Source organism: Bradyrhizobium sp. KZN70725, assembly GCF_055264925.1.
Window position 1 is genome coordinate 105,165 of record NZ_JBUYWT010000009.1, and the last position, 22,342, is coordinate 127,506.

Sequence of the window (22,342 nt, forward strand, 5' to 3'; positions counted from 1 at the left end):
CTCCTCATTTGAACGCAATCTTCATGCCCGCCACGACGGCGCGCGGCGATCCGGCATAGATCGAGTTGGTCGAGTTCGCCAGTACGCTCGCGGGATTTTGAATGCCTGCCGCGGTCACCGAATTTGAGATGTTGTTCGCCGACGCCACGTACGTCCGGTCGAAGACGTTCCTCACCTCGATGTAGAGGTTCAGCGCCTTGAAATAATCGGAGACGAGATCGGTCTTGTAGTGCAGATTGAGATTGACCAGCTCATAGCCCGGCGCCTTCAAGAGGTTGGCGTTGTCCATGTAGAAGCTGTCCTTCCACTGCACTTCGACGAACCCGCCAAGTCCCTGAAACTGACCCGACAGCTGGTCGTAGCCCAACCGCGCCGTGAGCTCGTTCGGCGAAATGCCGGGAATCTTGTTGCCGGCGCGATTGAAGCTGAACACCGCGCCGTTCGTGATGTTCTCGACGTATTCCGTGTAGACCTCGTCGAGATAAGTGTAGGCCGCCGAGAACCGCCAGCCCGGCAGGAATTTCCAGTCGGCGGCCAGCTCGACGCCGCGATGCTCCGATCGCGGCGCGTTGAACGTGTAGGAGATGCCCGCAAGCGGCGTGGCCTGAGAAACGAGCTCGTCCTTGAAGAACTCGTAGAAGCCCGTGACGCTGAGCTTGAGCGCGTTGTTCGGTGTCCAGTCGGCACCGACATCGTAACCGAGATTCTTTTGCGTCCGCAGCTGGGTGTTGTTGCCCGAGGCGCCACTCGGCAGGACGAACAAATTGCCGACCTGCGGCGTGCCGTATCCGGTTGCCACTCGTCCACGGACTTGCCACTCGCTGCTCAGCCGGTACAGCAATGCGAGCTCGGGCGCGGTATTCTGGAATTGCCGGTCCGCCGTCGTGATCGCCGTGGTCGTGGTTCCGGCCGCGCCGGCGTAGCTGTAGGCGGTGTTCCGGCCCGTCAGACTGGTGGCCTCCCAGCCAATGCCGGCAACGGCCGTCAGCGCAGACGTGAGCTTCAATTCCTCGCGTGCGCGAACACCGTAATTTGTCGTCGTGCTGAACAAATTGCTCGACAGGCTTCCGAGCGTCGCATTTCCGCCCGGCATTACATTGCGCGTGTCGCTCGACGCGGTGAGCGTATTGTAGAAGCCGCCGAAATAGGTCGTCGAATCCAGCCCAAAAATATCGCCGCGTCTGACGACGTCGCTCATGTAGTTGTAGGACGGGAAGTCGCCGATCGCGCTCGTCGATCCCGTCGGTTGATTGATATTGCGGTCGTCGAAGACGAACTGGTTGCGCCAGGTGGTCTGGTTGTCGAAGTCGTGCTCCCAGCGGCCGCCGACGATGGTACGGCGGTCGTCGCGCCCGAGACCGGCCTGAACCGCGGTCTCCCTGTCGGTCCCGGCCGCCGCGTTGAATCCGTTGTTGAACAACGTCACGGTGGCGCATCCCGGCGCGGCCGTCGCGCCGGTCGTGCAGCCCTGCTGGAACGGGTTCTGGTAGAACTGGTTGAGCGAGGAGCGGATCGGCAGGCGCGTCGTCAGGTCGTTGTTGATCAGCTTCACCGTGAAGCGGTCGTCCGGCGTGACCTGCAGCGTGCCGAGGAAATTAACGGTCTGTGTGTTGAACCAGCTGTTGCCGATGTAGCCGTCGCCGCGCGCGTCGCTCGCGAACAGCGAGGCCTCGAAATTGCCGACCTTCTTGCCCGCCGCGAGATAGTTGTTGAGGTAACCGAAGCTGCCGCCGTCGACGCCATACTCGACGCCGTCGATCTTGCCGCCCGGCCGGGTCCTGAAATTCAGCGCGCCGCCGGTCGCATAATTGCCGTAGAGCGCCGATGACGGCCCGCGGACCACGTCGATGGCGCCATAGGCATGCGGATCGATCAGGTCGCTGCGCGACAGGCCGTCCGGCTGGGTCACCGGGAAACCGTCGTCGAAGATGACGAGGTTGCGGATGCCGAAGCCGTTCCGCGCATTCGACCCGCGGATCGAGATGCCGAAATCACGCGGGCCGTTGCCCTGCTTGATCGAGATGCCCGGACTGTCGCGCAGCACATCGGCGACGGAGAACGCCGGTCGGTTGTCGAACTGGCTGCGGTCGATGGTCGTCTGCGTTTGGCCTGTCGGCGCCCGGTTCAAACCGTCGCGGGTCGCGGCAAGCGTCTCCCCCGGCCTCGCGCCGTCCGCTGGGGCCGCCGTCACGGCTGGCGCTGTCGCCGGCTTCGGCGGCCGCCGCACGGACGCGGCACGAACGCGCGGCTTCTGCGCCGCCGGCTTGGCGCGCACCGCCGTCCGGGGCGCCTCGACGGTGACGGAGGGTAGCTCTGTGCTGGGCGCCTGGGCTTCGGCAGCGGACGGCAATGCGCAAAGCGTCGCGCCCAGCGCGAGCACGCTTGCCGCCTCCAGCGGATGATAGCGAAACATGGATGAATCCTGACACCGGCGCTCCGGCCGGCTTGCTCAAGGGCACTTGCTGGCGCGGGACGCACCGGCAGCGACAAGGTCGTCAGGAAAACAGCGGCGGCGCGCGGGCTTGCGCCGAGAGGCCGGCGCGCGAACGATCGAACTCGGAGGCGAAATCAAGCCAGGCGATCCGCCTCGGCAGGCGTTCGACGGCCTGGGCCGTAACTTGCGGGCCATCAACGGGCGCACCGGTCTGCAGCACGCTGCACGCCGAGCAGCAGCCGTCATGGGCGTCGTGACCGGTCTGGTCGCCCTGCCCGGCTCCGGAGCCGGCATCGCCGTGGCAGATGGTGGCGGCCGCGAGCGGATCGGACGCGGCAAGGCTCGCCGCCCAGCAGGCCCCGATCGGTGCAAGAATCTGCACCAGCAGGGCAACCAGGACGATGGGCAGAAAATTCTTCAGCCGCCGGCGCATCGCAAAACCATCCACGACGGAACTAACCACCATGAACGCCGGAAGTCGAGATCGCCAATGCGTCCCGCTTCTTCCAGCCGACGGAAATAACCGAGCGTGGCACCTGCGTCACGGCAACTCCGAAATCAGTCGTATCCCCTTACCCTGCCACGTGTTTTGCATCTCCCGTCACAACCGCCGGTGGCGCCATCCCAATCATTTCGCAAATTGCTCGAAAATTGAACAATCGTTGCCGAAAATGATGACAAGCCTGGAAAGATAGTCTACCAATTCGGGCTCAGGCCAGCCGCGAGGTGTGTCCTGGTGGTCCAAGTCTCGGGAGGAGCCCGACGCGCACAAGCAGCGTCACCCCATCAATCAAGATCAAATCGAATTTTTGGGGCAAATAGGGTCGACACAATTTTTGGAGCAGGGCTTTGAGCCCTGCTCTTTTTTTATGTGATGATCGCAATCCGCTATGACTCCATCATCGAATCCGATCGAACGCAGCTTTGAACTCGCAGCCGCGGCTTGCGATGATCTGACACCCTCAGTCTATCGCCGCCTGTTTCGCGAACATCCCGAGACGCAGGCGATGTTTCGCACCGAAGGCAGCGAGCCGGTGAAAGGCTCGATGCTGGCGCTGACGATCGAAGCCATCCTCGATTTCGCGGGGGAGCGCTGCGGACATTTTCGCCTGATCGAATCGGAAGTGTTCTCACACGACGCCTACGGAACGCCGCGCGAACTGTTCGTCGCGTTCTTCGCCGTGATTGCCGACAGCTTGCGTGAAATTCTCGGCGAGCAGTGGACTGCGGAGATCGATGCTGCGTGGCACAAGCTGCTCGGCGACATCGAAGCCATCGTGCTGCAGCAGAAACATCTCGTGGACGAGAGGCCGTAGCATCACCGTTCCGATTGTGACACACTCGCTTTATCCGCGGCGCGTGCAATTGACGCCGACGGTCAGAAAAACGAAGAGGGAGCAAGCAATGCCAGGGACCGACAAGGGGATGGACAAGGCGTCGACGACGCGGCGCGACCTTCTGCAGATGGCGGCGGCAGGTGGAGCTGCGGCCGGCCTGCTCGGCGGAATGGGCATGACGACGTCCGCGCTCGCCGCCGAAATGGGACGCTCGGAAAAGCCGTTGAAGGCGGCATTCTCCAACGCCGGACTGCAGGCGACATGGTGTGCGCAAGGCAAGCAGGCCGCCGAGTTCTGGGGCAAGCTGTTCAACGTCGAGGTGACCTGGTTCGACGGCCAGCTCGATGCCGTCAAGCAGCGCGCCGCGATCGACAACATGGCGTCGCAGAAATGGGACTTCGTCGCGATCCAGGCGTTCGGCATCGGCACGCTGACCCAGCCGGTGCAGAAGATGATCGACGCCGGGACCCCCGTGATCGACATGGACACGCTTATTGCTCCTCTCGATCAAATTAACGTCCACTCGTTCCTCGCACCTGACAACGAGTTCATGGGCGCCTCCGTAACGCAGGCGCTGTGCAACGCGATCGGCGGCAAGGGCAAGGTCATCATGACCCAGGGCGCGCTCGGCCATACCGGCGCGCAGGGCCGCGCCAAGGGCTTCAACTCGGTCATCAAGCAGTTCCCGAACATCGAGGTGCTGGATACCCAGCCCGCCGACTGGGACGTCTCGAAGACCGCCCGGCTCTGGGAAACCTATCTGACCAAATACTCGCAGATCGACGCCGCCTTCTTCCACAATGACGACATGGCGCTCGCCGCCTACAACATCATGAAGGCGCGCAACCGCACCAACATCCTGATTGGCGGTGTCGACGCCATGCCGCCGGCGATTCAGGCGGTCAGCGAAGGCCGCATGTTCGCGACCGTCCGCAATCCGTCCTGCCGCATCCATGGCGGCGCGATCGTCGCGGGCGTCGCCGCCGTGGTCGGCGGCGAAAAGAGCGGCCAGGGCATTCCGAAGAATGTCGTGACCGACGGTCCCGTCGTGACCAAGGCCAACGCCGCCGGCATGCAATGGATGGAGGATCATTTCCTGATCTGAGCGGGCCTCATGACGCAGGGACGCTCGGCGATCCTCGAATTGCACCAGATCACGAAGGCCTTCGGCGGCGTCGAAGCCCTTCGTGGGATCGACTTCGCGCTGCACGCCGGCGAGATCCATGGTCTCGTCGGCGAGAACGGCGCCGGAAAAAGTACGCTGATGAAGATCATCGCCGGCGTGCATCCGGAGTTCTCCGGCCGCTTCATGCTGGACGGCAAGGAGACCCGCTTCCGCTCCACCCGTGACGCGCACGCCGCCGGCATCGGCATGGTGCATCAGGAGCTCAGCGTCGCGCCTGATCTCACGGTCGCTGAGAATGTGTTCCTCGGCAACCAGCCGACCAACCGCCTCGGCTTCGTGCAATGGCGGCGGATGGCGCGCGAGGCCGGCGAGCAGCTGGCCCGGTTTGGCATCGACGTCAACCCGATGACGCGGCTCGGCGATTTGCCGATCGGCCTGCAGCAGCTGATCGAGATCGCTCGCGTGCTGTTTTCCGGCGCACGCATCATCATCCTGGACGAGCCGACCTCCGCCCTCTCTCCGCCCGAGGTCGAACGCCTCTTTGCGACGCTGCACAGGCTGCGCGACGAAGGCACCAGCATCGTCTTCATCTCGCACTTCATCGAGGACATTTTGCGGGTCTCCGACGTGGTGACGGTGTTCCGCAACGGGCGGAAGATCGCGGAGACCGCGTCCGCGGACACCACCAAGGGCGCCCTGATCGAGGCCATGATCGGCCGCGGCGGCGAGGCGCTGGAACACAGCTACACCGATGACCTGATGCTCCCGCAATCGAGCGGAGGCGCGGCGGTGCTGAAGGTGGATCAGCTCTCGCTGCGCCGCAGCCTGCGGGACGTCTCGTTCGAGGCCCGCTCCGGCGAAGTGCTCGGTATCTACGGCTTCATGGGCTGCGGGCAGCTGGAGCTGTCGCGCATCCTGTTCGGCAAGCTGCGACCCGACGGCGGAACGCTTGCGGTCGACGGCGCCACGAAGACGTTTCGCAGCACCGCGGCGGCGCGACGGGCCGGCGTCGCCCTGGTGCCGGAAAGCCGGCGCGCCATGCTGTTCCACCAGGAACCGGTCTACAAGAACATCTCGATCAGCATCCTCGAACGGATCTCGGCGCTGCTGCTCAAGCCGGTGCGCGAGCGTGCGATCGCCCAGCGCCAGGTCGAGCAACTGCAGATCCGGCCGCCGGTGGTCGGCCTCGATCTCGGCATGCTGTCCGGCGGCAATCAGCAGAAGGTGGCGCTGGCGAAATGGCTAGCCTATCCGCCGCGCGTCCTGGTGCTGTGCGAGCCGACCCGCGGCATGGATGTCGGCGCCAAGAACGACGTGATCAACATCGTGCGCGATCTCCGCGCCAAGGGGCTGGCGATCATCGTGCTGTCGACCGAGCCGGAGACGGTGCTGTCGCTGGCCGACCGGATCCTGGTGCTGAAGCGCGGCGCGGTGGTGCGCGAATTCGCGGGCGAAGCGGTCAGCAAGGACCGGCTGCTGGAGGCGGCCTAGAGCATGATCCGGAAAAGTGCGAAGCGGTTTTCCGATGCTCAAACAAACAGAGAAAGCGCGATGACCACCTCATCGCGCTTGATGGAGAGACATGATGGCAAGCAGTGACGGCGCCACGGCGCGAGCGGATCACCAGCGGTCGCGCGGGCTGGCGCCCTTCCTGCGCTCGCAGATGCGCAACATTGCGCCGTTCCTGACGCTGATCTTCCTCAGCGCCTTCTTCGCGATCGCGAGCCCGTCGTTTGCCACCATCGACAATGTCGGCAACATCCTCACGCAAGTGTCGGTCACCGGCATCATCGCCGTTGGCCTCACCTTCGTGATCCTGTGCGCCGAGATCGACCTGTCGATCGCCAGCATCGCCAACGTCACCGGTATTGCGGTGGCGTACTTCACGCTGCAGGAATCCTACGTCAACATCGCCAATGTCCCGATGCCGGGCATCGTCGCGATCCTGCTGGCGCTGGCGCTGTGCGCGCTGCTCGGCCTCGTCAACGCGCTGGGGTTGACCATGATCGGCATCCCCTCCTTCATCATGACGCTCGCCATGATGCAGATTGCGGCCGGCGTCTCGGCGCTGCTGGTGCGCGGCCAGATCGCCTACAAGGTGCCGGACCTGATCACGACGCTCGGCTCCGGCTCGATCGGCGGCATCCCCTGGATCGTGATCGTCGCCGCGGTGATGCTGCTCGGCGGCCACCTGGTGCTGACCTACACACGGTTCGGCCGCTACGTCTACATGGTCGGCGGCAACCGCGAGGCCGCGGAATTTGCCGGCCTCAACGTCAAGCTCATCCTCGGCAGTGTGATGGTGATCTCGGCGGTGTGCTCGGGGATCGGCGGCATGCTCGGCGTCGCCCATTTCGGCAGCGCCCAGCAGAACGAGTTCGATACCTATCTGCTGGATTCGATCGCGGCCGTGGTGGTCGGCGGCACCAGCCTGTTCGGCGGCCGCGGCGGCATCGGCAACACCATCGTCGGCCTGTTCGTGCTCGGCGTTCTCAACAACGGCCTCGACCACGTCAATATCGACAGCTTCCTGAAGATCCTGATCCGCGGGTTGATCCTGCTCGCGGCGCTGATCATCAACGTGTACGCGCAGCGGCTGCGGGAACAGGCGGCGGATTAAGGATGAAGGAGCTGAGCACACAGCTCTCTCCATTCGTCGTCCCTGCGAAAGCGGGGACCCATACGCCGCGGCGGGTATTGTTGAAGGAACTCGTCATTCCAGCGTCGCTCAACAATGATCGTTGATGGTTATGGGTCCCGGCCTTTGCCGGGACGACGCCGAGTGTGTATCGCTTGTGAGTCAAACATCCGCATTCTCGCGACATGATTTGTCCGAGCTTGCTGTTCGTTCCGCCCTCGCGTTGAAGAGGGCGCAGGGAAAGCCGCGCTGCGTAGGACGAGTAGAGCGAAGCGAAACCCATCAACTCTTATCGCGCTGTCAGAATGATGGGTACCGCTTCGCTCCACCCATCCTACGCTTCCCGGCTACCTCGCAAAATCCGGCTGCCAGTGGCGCAGCTCGCGGGCGGCGTAGGTGACCGCGCCGATCGTCGTGTAGGACGGCGCCTCCAGCATCATATTGCGGGCGAGCTTGAGGGCCCGCGCCTCGCAGATCGCGCGCTGCTTCTCGTCGGCGATCCACTCGAAGTCGATGTTGTGCGCGAGACCAAGGATGCGCCGGATGGTCTTGGCCGCGGCGAAGCCGACGGTGTCCTCGAACAGCCGCGCCATGTACGCCTGCCGTTCTGCCTCCAACCGCGCGGCACCTGCCTCGCCGGTAAATAGCGACACCGGATAGCCGTCGCCGTTCGCCTCGCTGCGCCACAGCGCCAGGAACTTTCGGGAAAACTCGCTCCAGACGCCCTCCATGGTCGCGAGTAGCCAGGCCTCGAACGAGGCGCGCTCGCCCGGCGTGCGCTCGTGGCCGGCGGAGGCCAGATAGGCCATCAGGAGGTTGCCGATGACGGCGCCGATGTCGAAGCCCATCGGGCCGTAGAAGGCGAACTCGGGATCGATTACCCTGGTCTCGCTGTCTGTAACCATGATCGAGCCGGTATGCAGATCGCCGTGCAGCAGCGCCTGCGGGCTCGCCATGAATTTCAGCTTCAGCCTGGAGATCGCGACATGCAGGTCGAGGTCCTCGCGGAACGCCGCCGCCGTGGCGTCGAGATACGGCGCGGTCCAGCGGTTCTGCTCGGCGATGCGGTAGGGATCGGTGAAGATCAGGTCTTCTGTGATCTTGCAGAGCGCGTGGTTGCCGGCGAAATCGGCGATGCCCTGCTTCTTCTCCGCGGCCGACAACGCAAGGTCGGACGTGAAGAACAGCGTTTGCGCCAGGAAGGTTGAGATATCCTCGACAAAGCGCGGGTACCACGTGGCCTCGATCAGGCCCTTGCGCATGATGATGTGCGGCTCGAGTAGCTCCATCGCGGTGAGCGCGAGCGGCGCATCATGATGCAGCACCGCCGGCACGAGCATCGGCGCCAGCCGCGCCTGATGCACCAGCGCCATGTGCTCGTAATGCGCCCGCGACAGCGGCAGCGGCCAGCTCTCGCCGACGAGGCGCACATACGGCAGCGCCTGCTTGACCGCGAGGCCGCCGCTTCCGCCCTTGACGATGAAGACGAGATTGAGATTGCCGTCGCCGACCTCGCTGATCGACCAGTCCGCCGGCGCGCCGCCGAGCTGCGCGACGATGGCGGGCAGCCCCGCGAGATAATCCCGCAGATCGGCTTCCCGCAGGATTCGATATGCGCTCGGCCCGGAGCCCGGCTGGGACTGCAGGTTCATCGTGGTCGCCTCCTCCGCAATGCCAGGGCGAGGTTGATCCCCGCTCCATTGGCATCAGTTTCTAAAACAGCATCCCCATCGGTACGTAGCCCGGGTGAGCCAACGGGTCGCGCGAACGCGCGCCCGATGACAGCCTCCGCGATACCCGGGAAAGTGATCCCGCATGTCGCTTCGCTCATGCGGGCTACTTCTGCGTATCAGAACGGCATCCCCATCAGCTTCGACAGCCGCTCGATCGAGAGATAGCCGGAATGATAGGCCCACATCGCGATCGCGAAGATCACGGCGGAAATCAGCGTGGTCCACAGCAGCTTGCGGCCCATCCGCGCCAGGATCGGCGCGCCGGGGTCGGTGCCGGGCGCGCCGACATTGTCCTCGTGCTGGCTGCGCACGCCGAACGGCAGCGTCAGGAACAGCACGAGCCACCAAAGCACGAAGTAGATCGCAAGTCCGGTGGAGATCTGGTAAGCCATGCGGCCTCAGGCCTGTTCGATCTCGACCAGGGCGCCGGAAAAGTCCTTCGGGTGGAAGAACAGCACCGGCTTGCCATGCGCGCCGATCTTCGGCTGGCCGTCGCCCAGCACCCGCGCACCCTCGGCGATCATGCGGTCACGGGCCGCGATGATGTCGGGCACGTCGTAGCAGACATGGTGGATGCCGCCGTCGGCATTGCGCTCGACGAATTTCGCGATCGGCGAGGTCTCGCCCAGCGGCTCGATGAACTCGATCTTGGTGTTCGGCAGCGTCACGAACACGGTAATCACGCCGTGTTCCGGCAGCGGCACCGCATCGGAAATCTCGGCATTGAAGGCAGTGCCGTAGATCTTCGCGGCCTGCTTGGCGTCCTTGACCGCGATCGCGACGTGATTGAGCCGGCCCAGCATCTCTCTCTCCCTTTAGTTGAGCATGATCTTTTCGGAAAATCGCTTCACACTCTTCCGGATCATGCTTAGGCTCAAACCGTCAGAACGTGCACGACGCAGATCGGCTTCTTGCCCCATTGCTCGTTCAGCGCCGCCCGCACCGCGCGCCGCACCGATTCCCCCAGCGCGTCCGGATCGCGCCGCCGCGGCTTCGGCAGGCCCTCGATCGTCGATACCACCACATCGAACACGATGTCGTCGAGCAGTTCGCCCGCCGCATTGTTCTCCGGCATGCCGACCAGATCAACCTCGGGATCGTCGACGAGCTCGCCCTGCTCGGTCATGGCGATGGCGACGAAGGCGCAGCCGGCAAAGCCCATCCGCCGCCGCTCCACCACAGCGCGCGACTTGGCGTCCTCCAGGATGGTTCCGTCCTTGTAGAGCCGCCCCGCCGGCACCTCGCCGATGATGCCGGGCGCGCCGGGCCCGAGCTTGACGAGGTCGCCGTTGCGGCAGGTCAGGACCTTGGGCACGCCGGCGGCGCGCGCCAGCTTGGCGTGTTCGGCGAGATGCAGCGCCTCGCCATGGACGGGGATCAGCAGTTGCGGCCGCACCCAGGAGATCATGTCGCGCAGCTCGTCGCGGCGCGGGTGGCCGGAGACGTGCACCAGATGCTCGCGGTCGGTGATGATCTCGACGCCCTGCATGACGAGGTTGTTGATGATCGAGCCGACCGCCTTCTCGTTGCCGGGAATGGTGCGGGAGGAGAAGATCACGGTGTCGCCCTTGTTCAGGGTGACCTGCGGATGGTCGTCATTGGCGATCCGCGCCAGCGCCGCACGCGGCTCGCCCTGGCTGCCGGTGCACAGCGCCAGCACCCTGTCGGCCGGGAAATGGCCGTAATAGTCGGCGCTGCGGAATTTATGCGAGCCATCGAGATAGCCGCATTCGCGCGCCACCTGCACCACGCGCTCCATGGCACGGCCGACCACGACGACCTCGCGGTCGGCGGCGTTGGCGGCGTCCGCCACCGCCCGCACCCGGGCGACATTGGAGGCGAAGGTCGTGACCGCGACCCGGCCCTTGGCCGCCTTGACCAGCTTCTTGATTGTGGCGGCGACCTCGGTCTCCGACGGCGAGCGCCCGTCGCGCACCGCATTGGTGGAATCGCCGACCAGCGCCAGCACGCCTTCATCGCCGAGCTCGCGCAGCCGCCGCTCGTCGGTCGGCTGGCCGATGATCGGGGTCGGATCGATCTTCCAGTCGCCGGTATGCAGCACGGTGCCGAGATCGGTCTTGATCGCCAGCGCGTGCGATTCCGGAATCGAATGCGCGACCGGGATGAACTCGACATTGAACGGACCGATATCGACTCGCCCGCCCGACGGGATCACCGTGACCGGGATTTTTGGCGGGTTGCGCTCGGCGGCGCATTTGGCCTCGAACAGCGCCGCGCTGAATTGCGTCGCGTAGATCTTGCAGCCGAGCTTCGGCCAAAGATCGATGATGGCACCGAAATGATCCTCATGGGCGTGCGTCAGCACGAGGCCCACCAGATTGTTGCGCTCCTTCTCGAGGAAGCGGACGTCGGGCATGATCAGGTCGATGCCCGGCAGATGCTCCTCGTCGCCGAAGGAGACGCCGAGATCGACCGCGAGGAAGGACCGCTGGTGGCGGTTGCCGAGGCCGTAGATCGACAGGTTCATGCCGATCTCGCCGACGCCGCCGAGCGGCGCAAAGGTGAGCTCGTCCGGACGCGCCATCAGTTCGCCCTCACCGAGGCTGCGGTGCCGAAATAGACCTCGCCGGCGGTCACGGGCAGGCGCTCGCCATCAGCAGTGCGGACGATCAGGCAGCCGGTATCATCGATGGTGTCGAACGTGCCCTCAAGGGTCGCCGAGCCGGTCTGGACCGCGACCTTCTCGCCGAGCCCGGCCGCGCGCTCCAGCCACAGCCTGCGGATCTCGGGGAAGCCGCGGCCGTCGTCCCAGATGCCGCGAAACTCGACCCAGGCGTCCGACAGCGCGGCAAACAGCTCCTCCGCCCCGATCTGGATGCCGAGCGCCGCGAGCGATACGGCCGGCGTCGGCGTCCCCTCTGGTGCTGCGACGACATTGGTGCCGATGCCGACGACGACCGCCAGCCGGCTCCCGATGGCTTCGGCCTCAAGCAGGATGCCCGAGAGCTTCCTGCCGTTGGCCAGCACGTCGTTCGGCCATTTCAGGGTGAACTTCGGGCTGTCCGGCCCGAGCCGCAGCGCCGCCTCGATGCTGACCTTCCGCAGCGCAGCTTCGAGCGACAGCCCGGCGGCGAAGCCGAGGGTAGCGGCGACTGCCGGCTGGACGTCCGTCACCTCGAGGATCGTGCTGGCGAGATTGCCGCGCGGCGCGACCCAGACCCGCTGCCGCCGCCCGCGGCCCGCGGTCTGTTCGGGCGTCACGAACCACATCGGCCCCCGCTCGCCGCCGCGGGCGCGCAGCATCGCCTCGGCATTGGTCGAGCCGATCTGATCGAAGGCGGCGAGCCGATAGCCCGCCGCTATGGCCCGGGGCCCGAGCGTGAAGGTCATGTCAGCGTTATGCGCATGATTGGTTCCGAAAGCCAGCATCCCGATTTCGGAACCGCACGCGTCAAAATAGCGATTTTGCCGCCGCCGTGGCCACACTCACCAGCGGGCCCGGATAGGCGAAGTAGAAGATATTGAAGATGCCGGCGACCGCCAGCACGGTGCGCAGCTCGACGCGGACCGGGTCGAGCTTGCCGAGCGGCTGGTCGAAATACATCACCTTGACGATCGACAGATAGTAGAACGCACCCACCACGCTGGTCAGCACGCCGATCACGGCGAGCGTGAACAGATTGGCCTTGATCGCGGCGACGAACACGTACCATTTGCCGAAGAACCCGGCGAGCGGCGGCACGCCGGCCAGCGAGAACAGCAGCATCGCGAAGATGAAGGCGAGCAGCGGGTTGGTGCGGGAGAGGCCGGCGAAATCGCTGATCTGCTCCAGCGCCTGGCCATTGCGCTTCATCGCCAGGATGATGCTGAAGGAACCGAGCGTCATCGCGACGTAGATCGTGATGTAGATCAGGACGCCCTGGGCGCCCTCGACCGTGCCGGAAGCGAGGCCGACCAGCGCAAAGCCCATATGGCCGATCGAGGAATAGGCCATCAGCCGCTTGATGTTGGTCTGGCCGATCGCGGCAAACGAGCCCAGCGCCATCGAGGCGATCGCCACGAACACCAGGATCTGCTGCCACTGGGTGACGATGCCCGGGAACGCGGTCAGCGTCGCGCGGGTGAACACCGCGAGCGCCGCGACCTTCGGGGCGGACGCGAAGAACGCCGTCACCGGCGTCGGCGCGCCCTCATAGACGTCGGGCGTCCACATGTGGAACGGCACCGCCGACACCTTGAAGCAGAGGCCGGCGAGCAGGAACACCAGGCCGAACACGATGCCGATGCTGCCGGTCGTCGCGGCGGCCGCGATGCCGGCGAAGCTGACGGTGCCGGTGAAGCCGTAGATCAGCGAGGCGCCGTAGAGCAGCATGCCCGACGACAGCGCCCCGAGCACGAAATACTTCAGGCCCGCCTCGCTCGACTTGGCGTTGTCGCGCTGGCTGGCGGCGACGACGTAGAGCGCAAGGCTCATCAGCTCGAGGCCGAGATAGAGCGAGATCAGGTCGCCGGCCGAGATCAGCACCATCATGCCGAGCGTCGACAGCAGCACCAGGATCGAGAACTCGAAGTTGCGGCTCGACGGCTGTGACAGGTACTCCGTCGACAGGATCAGGGTTGCCGCCGAGGCGATCAGCGCGAGGACCTTCAGGAAGCGCGCGAAATCATCGACGATGAAGCTGCCGCCGAAGGTCACGAGCTTGCCGGCCGGCAACCAAAGCTCCAGCACGCCGGTCAGCACCAGGAGACAGATCGCCAGCGCCGTGACGAGCCGCGTCGTCCCCTGCCCGCGATAGGCTCCGATCATCAACAGCACCATGGCGCCGACCGCGAGCACCAGCTCCGGCAGCACCGGCTGCAACTGATAACCTGCACTGGAAAAGCTCATGACGAGGGCCTTACTGGACGGTCAGCGCGGCTGCCTTCACGGCAGTCACGGCGGTTTGGTAATTGTTGACGAGCTGCTGCACCGAGGCCGCCGACATGTCGAGCACCGGCTTCGGATAGACGCCGAACAGGATGGTCAGTGCGATCAGCGGGAACAGCGTCACGCATTCGCGGAAGGTGAGATCCTTGATCGACATCAGCGACGGCTTGACCAGCGCCCCGAACACCACCTTGCGGTAGAGCCAGAGCGCGTAGCAGGCCGACAGGATCACGCCGGTGGTGGCGAAGAACGCCGTCGGCAGCGAGATCTTGAAGGTGCCGAGCAGCGTCATGAACTCGCCGACGAATCCGCTGGTGCCCGGCAGACCGACATTGGCCATGGTGAAGACCATGAAGGTCAGCGCGTAGAGCGGCATCCGGTTGACGAGACCGCCATAGGCCGCGATCTCGCGGGTGTGCATGCGGTCGTAGACGACGCCGACGCAAAGGAACAGCGCGCCGGAGACGATGCCGTGCGAGACCATCTGGAACATGCCGCCGGCGACGCCCTGCGTGGTCACCGCGAAGATGCCCATGGTGACGAAGCCCATATGCGCGACGGAAGAATACGCGATCAGCTTCTTCATGTCCTCCTGCATCATCGCCACCAGCGAGGTGTAGATGATGGCAATGACGGACAGCACGAACACGAACGGCGCGAAGTCGTGCGAGGCCAGCGGAAACATCGGCAGCGAGAAGCGCAGGAAGCCGTAGCCGCCCATCTTCAGCAGGATCGCGGCCAGGATCACCGAGCCCGCCGTCGGCGCCTCGACGTGCGCGTCGGGCAGCCAGGTGTGCACCGGCCACATCGGCATCTTCACCGCGAACGAGGCGAAGAAGGCCAGCCATGCCCAGGTCTGCATCGACCGCGGCACCGCGGTGTGCATCAGGGTCGGGATGTCGGTCGTGCCGGCGTTCCAGTACAGCGCCATGATGGCGAGCAGCATCAGGACCGAGCCGAGGAAGGTGTAGAGGAAGAACTTGAACGACGCATAGACCCGGCGCGGGCCGCCCCAGACGCCGATGATCAGGAACATCGGGATCAGGCCGCCCTCGAAGAACAAATAGAACAGCACGAGGTCGAGCGCCGAGAAGGTGCCGACCATCAGCGTTTCCAGGATCAGAAACGCCATCATGTATTCGCCGACGCGCTGCGTCACCGACTTCCAGCTCGCGATGATGCAGAGCGGCATGATCGCGGTGGTCAGGATGATCAGCGGCAGCGAGATGCCGTCGACGCCCATGTGATAGGTGATGCCGGTGGCGAGCCAGGACGCCTTCTCGACAAACTGGAAGTCGGTCGAGGCCGGATCGAAGCGCGCCACCAGGATCAGCGAGATCGCGAAGGTGATCAGCGTGGTCCACAGCGCGATCCAGCGCGCCGTGCGGCTCGCGGTCTCGTCACCGCCCCGCGCCAGCAGATAGACCAGGATCGCACCGACCGCCGGCAGGAAGGTCGTGACCGAAAGGATGGGCCAGGTTGTCATCTACTGGCCTCCCAAGCCGAACATGAACCAGGTGATCAATCCGGCGGCCCCGATCAGCATCGCGAATGCGTAGTGATAGAGGTAGCCGGTCTGCAATTTCACGACGTTGCGGGTGACGTCGAGCACGCGGGCGGAGACGCCATCGGGACCGAAGCCGTCGATGATGAAGCCGTCGCCCTTCTTCCACAGCGTGTAGCCGAGCCACTTCGCCGGGCGCACGAAGATCCAGTCGTACAGCTCGTCGAAGTACCATTTGTTGAGCAGGAACTGGTACAGCATCGGCTGCTGCTGCGCGAGCTCGACCGGTAGGTACGGCCTGCGGATGTAGAACAGATACGAGATGAACAGGCCGAGCGCCATCATCACGGTGGGCAGCGGCGCAAGCCAGCCCGGCATGTGCTCCATGTCCTCGAGGATGTGCGGGTTCATCTTCACGGACTCGCGGAAGAACTCTTCCACGCCGTGCGGGTTGACGAACAGCTCCTTGAACGGCAGGCCCGCCAGGATCGAGCCGGCGGCGAGCACGCCGATCGGCACCAGCATCCACACCGGGCTCTCATGCGCCGCGTCGTAGTGCTTCTGGTCGTGCGGCTCGCCGAAGAACGTCTTGAAGATCAGGCGCCAGGAGTAGAACGAGGTCAGGCCGGCGGCCACGATGGTCAAGAGATAGGCGTAGGTCGCGAACGGATTATGCGCCGCATAGGCCGCCTCGATGATCGCGTCCTTGGAGAAGTAGCCGGCGAACAGCGGGAAGCCGGTCAGCGCCAGGGTGCCAATGCACATCACCGCGAAGGTGTACGGGATCTTGCGCCACAGGCCGCCCATGTTGCGGATGTCCTGCTCGTGATGCATCGCGTAGATCACCGAGCCTGACCCTAAGAACAGCAGCGCCTTGAAGAAGGCGTGCGTGAACAAATGGAACATGCCGACCGAATAGGCCCCCGCTCCCATCGCCACGAACATGTAGCCGAGCTGCGAACAGGTCGAATACGCGACGATGCGCTTGATGTCGTTCTGCACGAGGCCGATCGTGGCGGCGAAGAACGCCGTGGTCGCGCCGAAGAACATCACCACCGCCTGCGCGGTCGGCGACAGCTCGAACAGCGGCGACAGCCGCGCCACCATGAACACGCCGGCGGTGACCATGGTCGCGGCATGGATCAGTGCCGACACCGGGGTCGGACCTTCCATCGCGTCCGGCAACCAGGTGTGCAGCAGGAACTGGGCCGACTTGCCCATCGCGCCCATGAACAGCAACAGGCAGGTCAAGGTCAGCGCGTCGGCCTGCCAGCCGAAGAAGTTGATGGTCTTGCCGGTCAGACCGGGCGCGGCATGGAAGATGGTCTCGAAATCGGTCGAGCCGACCAGCGCGTAGATCGCGAAGATGCCGAGCGCGAAGCCGAAGTCGCCGACGCGGTTGACCACGAAGGCCTTGATCGCCGCGGCATTGGCCGACGGCTTCTGGTACCAGAACCCGATCAGCAAGTAGCTCGCGAGGCCGACGCCCTCCCAGCCGAAGAACAGCTGAACGAGGTTGTCCGACGTCACCAGCATCAACATCGCGAAGGTGAACAGCGAGAGATAGCCGAAGAAGCGCGGCCGGTTCGGATCCTCGTCCATGTAGCCGATGGAATAGAGGTGGACGAGCGCGGACACCGTGTTGACCACGACCAGCATCACCGCGGTCAGGGTGTCGACCCGCAGCGTCCAGGCCACCTGCAGGTCGCCCGAGTTGATCCAGGGCAGCAGCACGACGCGCGCGTCATGGTGCATGAAGCCGACATCGACCAGCGTGAACCACGACAGCGCCGCCGACACGAACAAGAGGCCCGTGGTGATCAGCTCGGCAAGGCGCGAGCCGGCGGCCGCCGGCTCGGAGACATGGTGATCGTCATGGCCATGGTCATCATGGCCGTGATCGTCATGGGCCGCGGAGGCATGGGCGTCGCCATGCGCATCGTCGTGATGGTCGACGGTATCGCCGCTCGGGCAGCGCGCATGGGCACCGACCAGCGAGATAATGCCTGCGAGGATGGCGCCCAGCAGAGGCAGGAATACGATTGCCTGAACCATAACTGCGCCTAGCCCTTCATCAGATTGACGTCTTCAACCGCGATCGAACCGCGGTTGCGGAAATACACCACCAGCACGGCGAGACCGATCGCAGCCTCGGCGGCGGCCACCGTCAGCACCAAGAGCGCGAACACCTGGCCGACGATGTCGCCGAGGAAGGTCGAGAACGCCACCAGGTTGATGTTGACCGACAGCAGGATCAGCTCGATCGACATCAGGATGACGATGATGTTCTTGCGGTTGAGGAAGATGCCGAGGATCCCGAGCGTGAACAGGATCGCGGCGACCGCGAGATAGTGTCCGAGCCCGATCGTCATTTCACCCACTCCGCCGCGTCGGCATCCTGCAGGCCCTGCCCCGACGCCACCTTGCGCATCGCCATCGCCATCTCGGGCGTGCGCGCGTTCTGCACGTTGATGTTCTGCCGCTTGACCTTGGCCTTGTGGCGCAGCGTCAGCACGATGGCGCCGATCATCGCGACCAGCAACACCATGCCGGCGAGCTGGAAGTAATGGATGTACTTCGTATAGAGCACGAGGCCGAGCGCCTCGGTGTTGCTGACATTGGTCGGGATCGCCGCGGTGATCGTCTTGGTCACGGCCGGGTTGATCACCCAGGCGCCGACGACGAGCAGCAGCTCGAACATGAAGATGCCGCCGATCACGATGCCAATCGGCAGATACTGGATGAAGCCCTCGCGTAGCTCGACGAAGTCGACGTCGAGCATCATGATCACGAACAGGAACAGCACCGCGACCGCGCCGACATAGACCACGATCAGCATCATCCCGAGGAACTCGGCGCCCATCAGGATGAACAGCCCGGCCGCGTTGACGAAGGCCAGGATCAGGAACAGCACGGAGTGCACGGGATTGCGCGAGACAATCACCATCACCGCCGAGGCCACGCAGGCCGCAGCAAACAGGTAGAAGAACAGCGCCGGAAGGATCATGCCCTCACCTCACCGGTATGGCGCGTCGAGCGCGATCGACTTCGCGATCTCGCGCTCCCAGCGGTCGCCATTGGCGAGCAGCTTGGCCTTGTCATAGTACAGTTCCTCGCGGGTCTCGGTCGCGAATTCGAAATTCGGTCCCTCGACGATGGCGTCCACCGGGCATGCCTCCTGGCACAGGCCGCAATAGATGCACTTCACCATGTCGATGTCGTACCGCACCGTGCGGCGGGTGCCGTCGTTGCGGCGCGGGCCGGCCTCGATCGTGATCGCCTGCGCCGGGCAGATCGCCTCGCACAGCTTGCAGGCGATGCAGCGTTCCTCGCCGTTCGGATAGCGGCGCAGCGCGTGCTCGCCGCGGAAGCGCGGCGAGATCGGGCCCTTCTCGAAGGGATAGTTCAGCGTCGGCTTCGGCTGGAAGAAATAGCGCATCGCGAGGAAGAACGCCGAGACGAATTCCGACAGCAGAAGCGAGCGGGCGGTTGCGTTGACATTGACACTCATGACGGCCTCACTTCGGCGCGATGCCGGCGAACTGCAGCACGCCGGCCACGATCACCACCATCGCCAGCGACAGCGGCAGGAACACCTTCCAGCCGAGCCGCATCAGTTGATCGTAGCGGTAGCGCGGCACGATCGCCTTCGCCATCGCGAACATGAAGAACATGAAGAACACCTTCAGGGCGAACCAGACGATGCCCGGAATCCAGGTGAACGGCGGCAGATTGACCGGCGGCAGCCAGCCGCCCAGGAACAGGATCGACGCCAGCGCGCACATCGTGGTGATCGCGACATACTCGCCGAGCATGAACAAAAGATACGGGGTCGAGCCGTATTCGGTCATGAAGCCGGCGACCAACTCGGATTCGGCCTCGACTAGATCGAACGGCGGACGATTGGTTTCGGCCAGCGCCGAGACGTAGAACACGACGAACATCGGGAACAGCGGCCACACATACCAGTTCAGGATAGTGAGCTGCGGCAGGCCGATCAGGTGCGCAAGCCCGCGGGTGTTCTGCGCCTCGACCACAGCCGACAGGTTCAGCGAGCCGACGCAGAGCAGCACGGTGATGATGACGAAGCCGATCGAGACCTCGTAGGACACCATCTGCGCCGCCGAGCGCAGCGCGGCCAGGAACGGATATTTCGAGTTCGACGACCAGCCGGCCATGATGATGCCGTAGATCGACAGCGACGAGATCGCGAAGATGTAGAGAACGCCGACATTGATGTCGGAGATCACCCAGCCGAGATCGAACGGGATCACCGCCCAGGCGGCCAGCGCCAGGATGCACGACACCAGCGGCGCGAGCAGGAACACGCCCTTGTTGGAGCCGGACGGAATCACCGGCTCCTTCAGCACGAATTTCAGGAGGTCGGCGAAGGATTGCAGCAATCCGAACGGCCCGACCACGTTGGGGCCGCGGCGGATCTGCACCGCCGCCCAGATCTTGCGGTCGGCGAGCAGGATGTAGGCGATCGCGATCAGGAGCACGACCAGCAGCAACAGGCTCTCCGCGACCATGATGATCAGCGGCCAGAGGAAGCCGGTCCAGAACGAGCTTGCGAAGAATTCAGCCATCAGGTCACGCTCACTCCGCTGCCGTCAGCATTCGGCCCGACGCCAGCCGCGAGCACTCCGCCATCACGGCAGAGGCCCGCGCGATCGGGTTGGTCAGATAGAAGTCCTCGACGGTCGGCTTGAATGCCGCCTTGTCGACGCTGCCGCCCTTGCCTGCCAGCGCCTTGACGTCGTCGGGCTTGCCGGCCTCGATCTGGTCGAGCCGCATCAGATGCGGGTAGGCCTTGAACATAGCCTGGCGCAGCGCCTGCAGCGAGTCGAACGGCAGCTTCTTGCCGAGCACGTCGGACAGCGCGCGGATGATCGCCCAGTCCTCGCGGGCCTCGCCCGGCGGGAATGCGGCGCGGTTGGCGATCTGCGCCCGGCCTTCGGTGTTGACGTAGATGCCGGACTTCTCGGTATAGGCCGCGCCCGGCAGGATGACGTCGGCGCGATGCGCGCCCTGGTCGCCATGGGTGCCGATATAGACCACGAAGGTACCGTCCGGCACCTTGATCTCGTCGGCGCCGAGCAGGAACAGCACGTCGAGCGTGCCGAAGGTCGTCATCTGCGCTGAGGTCAGGCCACCAGCCGCCGGCGAGAAGCCGATATCGAGCGCGCCGGCGCGCGAGGCGGTATCCTGCAACACGGCAAAGCCGTTCCAGCCGTCCTTCAGCGCGCCGACATTAACGGCGAGCTTGGCGGCCTGCGCCAGCACCGCAGCGCCGTCATGCCTGGTGTAGGCGCCGGCGCCGACCAGGATGATCGGGTGCTGCGCATTCTTCAGCACGTCGGCAAAGGAGTGCTTGCCCGCCACGAGATCGGCCAGCGTGTCAGTACCCGCACCGAGATACTCATGGTCATAGGTGAAATCGGCCTTGGCGCCGATCATGCCGACCTTGAGCCCGCCGGTGCGCCAGCGCTTGCGGATCCGCGCGTTCAGCACCGCGGCTTCCTTGCGCGGATGCGAGCCGATGATCAGGATCGCGTCGGCCTGGTCGATGCCGGCAATGGTCGGATTGAAGATGTAGGAGCCGCGGCCGGCCTTGGCGTCGAACGCATCGCCGCCCTGCACGGCGAGATTGACCGAGCCGAACTTCGCGAGCATTTCCTTCAGCGCATACATTTCGTCGACCGCGGCCAGATCGCCGGCGATCGCGCCGATCCGCTTGCCGTCGCTGCGGCTGGCCTTGGCAGCGATGGCGGCGAAGGCTTCCTGCCAGGTCGCCGGCCGGAGCTGGCCGTTCTCGCGCACATAGGGCCGGTCGAGGCGCTGCGTACGCAGGCCGTCGACGATGTGGCGGGTCTTGTCGGAGATCCACTCCTCGTTCACCGCCTCGTTGATGCGCGGTAGGATGCGCATCACCTCGCGGCCGCGGGTGTCGACGCGGATCGCAGATCCCACGCCGTCCATGACGTCGACCGACTGGGTCTTGCCGAGCTCCCAGGGCCGCGCCGCGAAGGCGTAGGGCTTCGAGGTCAGCGCGCCGACCGGGCAGATATCGACGAGGTTGCCCTGCAGCTCCGAGCTCAGCGCCTGCTCGAGATAGGTGGTGATCTCCATGTCCTCGCCGCGGCCGGTCGCGCCCATTTCCGGCGCGCCGCAGACTTCGGCGGAGAAGCGGACGCAGCGCGTGCACTGGATGCAGCGGTTCATCGAGGTCTTGACCAGCGCGCCGAGATACTTGTCCTCGACCGCGCGCTTGTTCTCGGCGAAACGGCTGGTGTCGACGCCGTAGCCCATCGCCTGGTCCTGCAGATCGCACTCGCCGCCCTGGTCGCAGATCGGGCAGTCCAGCGGATGGTTGATCAGCAGGAACTCCATCACGCCTTCGCGCGCCTTCTTCACCATCGGCGAACGGGTCGAGATTTCCGGCGGCTCGCCCTTCGGGCCCGGCCGGCAGTCGCGCACGGCCCAGGCGCAGCTCGCGACCGGCTTCGGGCCGCCCTTCACCTCGACCAGGCACATCCGGCAATTGCCGGCGATCGACAGCCGCTCGTGATAGCAGAAGCGCGGAATCTCTGCGCCGGCCGCCTCGCATGCCTGCAGCAGCGTGTACTCCGGCGGCACATCGATCTCTTTGCCATCGACGATGATCTTGCTCATGTCTGTC

At 64.8% G+C, this 22,342-nt stretch carries 19 protein-coding genes; 4 read left to right on the forward strand and 15 right to left on the reverse strand.

Going from position 1 to position 22,342, the window contains the following annotated elements; genetic code table 11:
- Window positions 1-4: 4 nt before the first annotated feature.
- Window positions 5-2,413, reverse strand: coding sequence for a TonB-dependent receptor family protein (locus ACZBJS_RS11300; RefSeq protein WP_316394174.1), 2,409 nt, complete (start codon window positions 2,411-2,413; stop codon window positions 5-7).
- An 82-nt stretch (window positions 2,414-2,495) separates the two neighbouring features.
- Window positions 2,496-2,867: a DUF2946 domain-containing protein gene (locus ACZBJS_RS11305; RefSeq protein ID WP_283071450.1), complete on the reverse strand. Its 372-nt coding sequence runs from the start codon at window positions 2,865-2,867 to the stop codon at window positions 2,496-2,498.
- Between the two features lie 457 nt (window positions 2,868-3,324).
- On the opposite strand from ACZBJS_RS11305, the gene ACZBJS_RS11310 reads away from it, so the two are divergent.
- The 4 genes from ACZBJS_RS11310 (at window position 3,325) to ACZBJS_RS11325 (ending at window position 7,517) form a co-directional block, all read left to right on the forward strand.
- Window positions 3,325-3,750: a globin gene (locus ACZBJS_RS11310; protein ID WP_253590133.1), complete on the forward strand. Its 426-nt coding sequence runs from the start codon at window positions 3,325-3,327 to the stop codon at window positions 3,748-3,750.
- Between the two features lie 88 nt (window positions 3,751-3,838).
- Window positions 3,839-4,876: a sugar ABC transporter substrate-binding protein gene (locus ACZBJS_RS11315; RefSeq protein WP_253590132.1), complete on the forward strand. Its 1,038-nt coding sequence runs from the start codon at window positions 3,839-3,841 to the stop codon at window positions 4,874-4,876.
- 9 nt (window positions 4,877-4,885) lie between these two features.
- Window positions 4,886-6,388 carry a sugar ABC transporter ATP-binding protein gene (locus ACZBJS_RS11320; RefSeq protein ID WP_057016479.1) on the forward strand — a complete coding sequence of 501 codons (1,503 nt, stop codon included), beginning with the start codon at window positions 4,886-4,888 and terminating at the stop codon, window positions 6,386-6,388.
- 94 nt (window positions 6,389-6,482) lie between these two features.
- On the forward strand, window positions 6,483-7,517 hold the full coding sequence (locus ACZBJS_RS11325) for an ABC transporter permease (RefSeq protein ID WP_038385101.1): 1,035 nt from the start codon (window positions 6,483-6,485) through the stop codon (window positions 7,515-7,517).
- Between the two features lie 365 nt (window positions 7,518-7,882).
- On the opposite strand, the gene mtnK is transcribed toward ACZBJS_RS11325, so the two are convergent.
- The 13 genes from mtnK to nuoG all read right to left on the reverse strand — a co-directional run bounded on the left by mtnK (window position 7,883) and on the right by nuoG (window position 22,335).
- The gene (mtnK, locus tag ACZBJS_RS11330) at window positions 7,883-9,187 is read right to left on the reverse strand and encodes an S-methyl-5-thioribose kinase (RefSeq protein WP_253590128.1); all 1,305 of its coding nucleotides are present in this window, start codon (window positions 9,185-9,187) and stop codon (window positions 7,883-7,885) included.
- Window positions 9,188-9,384: 197 nt separating this feature from the next.
- Window positions 9,385-9,660 carry a DUF1467 family protein gene (locus tag ACZBJS_RS11335; protein ID WP_057016477.1) on the reverse strand — a complete coding sequence of 92 codons (276 nt, stop codon included), beginning with the start codon at window positions 9,658-9,660 and terminating at the stop codon, window positions 9,385-9,387.
- A 6-nt stretch (window positions 9,661-9,666) separates the two neighbouring features.
- Window positions 9,667-10,071 (reverse strand): methylmalonyl-CoA epimerase, encoded by a 405-nt coding sequence (gene mce / locus ACZBJS_RS11340; RefSeq protein ID WP_057016476.1) that lies wholly within the window; start codon window positions 10,069-10,071, stop codon window positions 9,667-9,669.
- 71 nt (window positions 10,072-10,142) lie between these two features.
- Entirely contained in the window at window positions 10,143-11,813 is a 1,671-nt protein-coding gene (locus tag ACZBJS_RS11345) for a ribonuclease J (protein ID WP_316394163.1), read from the reverse strand.
- Window positions 11,813-12,619, reverse strand: coding sequence for a biotin--[acetyl-CoA-carboxylase] ligase (locus ACZBJS_RS11350; protein ID WP_076825413.1), 807 nt, complete (start codon window positions 12,617-12,619; stop codon window positions 11,813-11,815). Before ACZBJS_RS11350 ends, ACZBJS_RS11345 begins: the two co-directional genes overlap by 1 nt.
- Before the next feature lie 61 nt (window positions 12,620-12,680).
- The gene (gene nuoN, locus ACZBJS_RS11355) at window positions 12,681-14,117 is read right to left on the reverse strand and encodes an NADH-quinone oxidoreductase subunit NuoN (protein WP_057016475.1); all 1,437 of its coding nucleotides are present in this window, start codon (window positions 14,115-14,117) and stop codon (window positions 12,681-12,683) included.
- A gap of 10 nt (window positions 14,118-14,127) precedes the next feature.
- A complete protein-coding gene (locus ACZBJS_RS11360; RefSeq protein WP_016841819.1) occupies window positions 14,128-15,642 on the reverse strand; it encodes an NADH-quinone oxidoreductase subunit M in 1,515 nt (504 codons plus the stop codon).
- Window positions 15,643-17,715, reverse strand: a complete 2,073-nt coding sequence (gene nuoL / locus ACZBJS_RS11365) for an NADH-quinone oxidoreductase subunit L (protein ID WP_076825360.1) — start codon at window positions 17,713-17,715, stop codon at window positions 15,643-15,645.
- 8 nt (window positions 17,716-17,723) lie between these two features.
- The gene (gene nuoK / locus ACZBJS_RS11370; RefSeq protein WP_016841823.1) at window positions 17,724-18,032 is read right to left on the reverse strand and encodes an NADH-quinone oxidoreductase subunit NuoK; all 309 of its coding nucleotides are present in this window, start codon (window positions 18,030-18,032) and stop codon (window positions 17,724-17,726) included.
- Window positions 18,029-18,667: an NADH-quinone oxidoreductase subunit J gene (locus ACZBJS_RS11375; RefSeq protein WP_028333975.1), complete on the reverse strand. Its 639-nt coding sequence runs from the start codon at window positions 18,665-18,667 to the stop codon at window positions 18,029-18,031. Before ACZBJS_RS11375 ends, nuoK begins: the two co-directional genes overlap by 4 nt.
- Window positions 18,668-18,676: 9 nt before the next feature.
- A complete protein-coding gene (gene nuoI / locus ACZBJS_RS11380; protein ID WP_018271854.1) occupies window positions 18,677-19,171 on the reverse strand; it encodes an NADH-quinone oxidoreductase subunit NuoI in 495 nt (164 codons plus the stop codon).
- A gap of 7 nt (window positions 19,172-19,178) precedes the next feature.
- Window positions 19,179-20,249: an NADH-quinone oxidoreductase subunit NuoH gene (gene nuoH / locus ACZBJS_RS11385; protein WP_018271855.1), complete on the reverse strand. Its 1,071-nt coding sequence runs from the start codon at window positions 20,247-20,249 to the stop codon at window positions 19,179-19,181.
- Between the two features lie 10 nt (window positions 20,250-20,259).
- Window positions 20,260-22,335, reverse strand: coding sequence for an NADH-quinone oxidoreductase subunit NuoG (gene nuoG, locus ACZBJS_RS11390; RefSeq protein WP_316394153.1), 2,076 nt, complete (start codon window positions 22,333-22,335; stop codon window positions 20,260-20,262).
- Window positions 22,336-22,342: the final 7 nt, after the last annotated feature.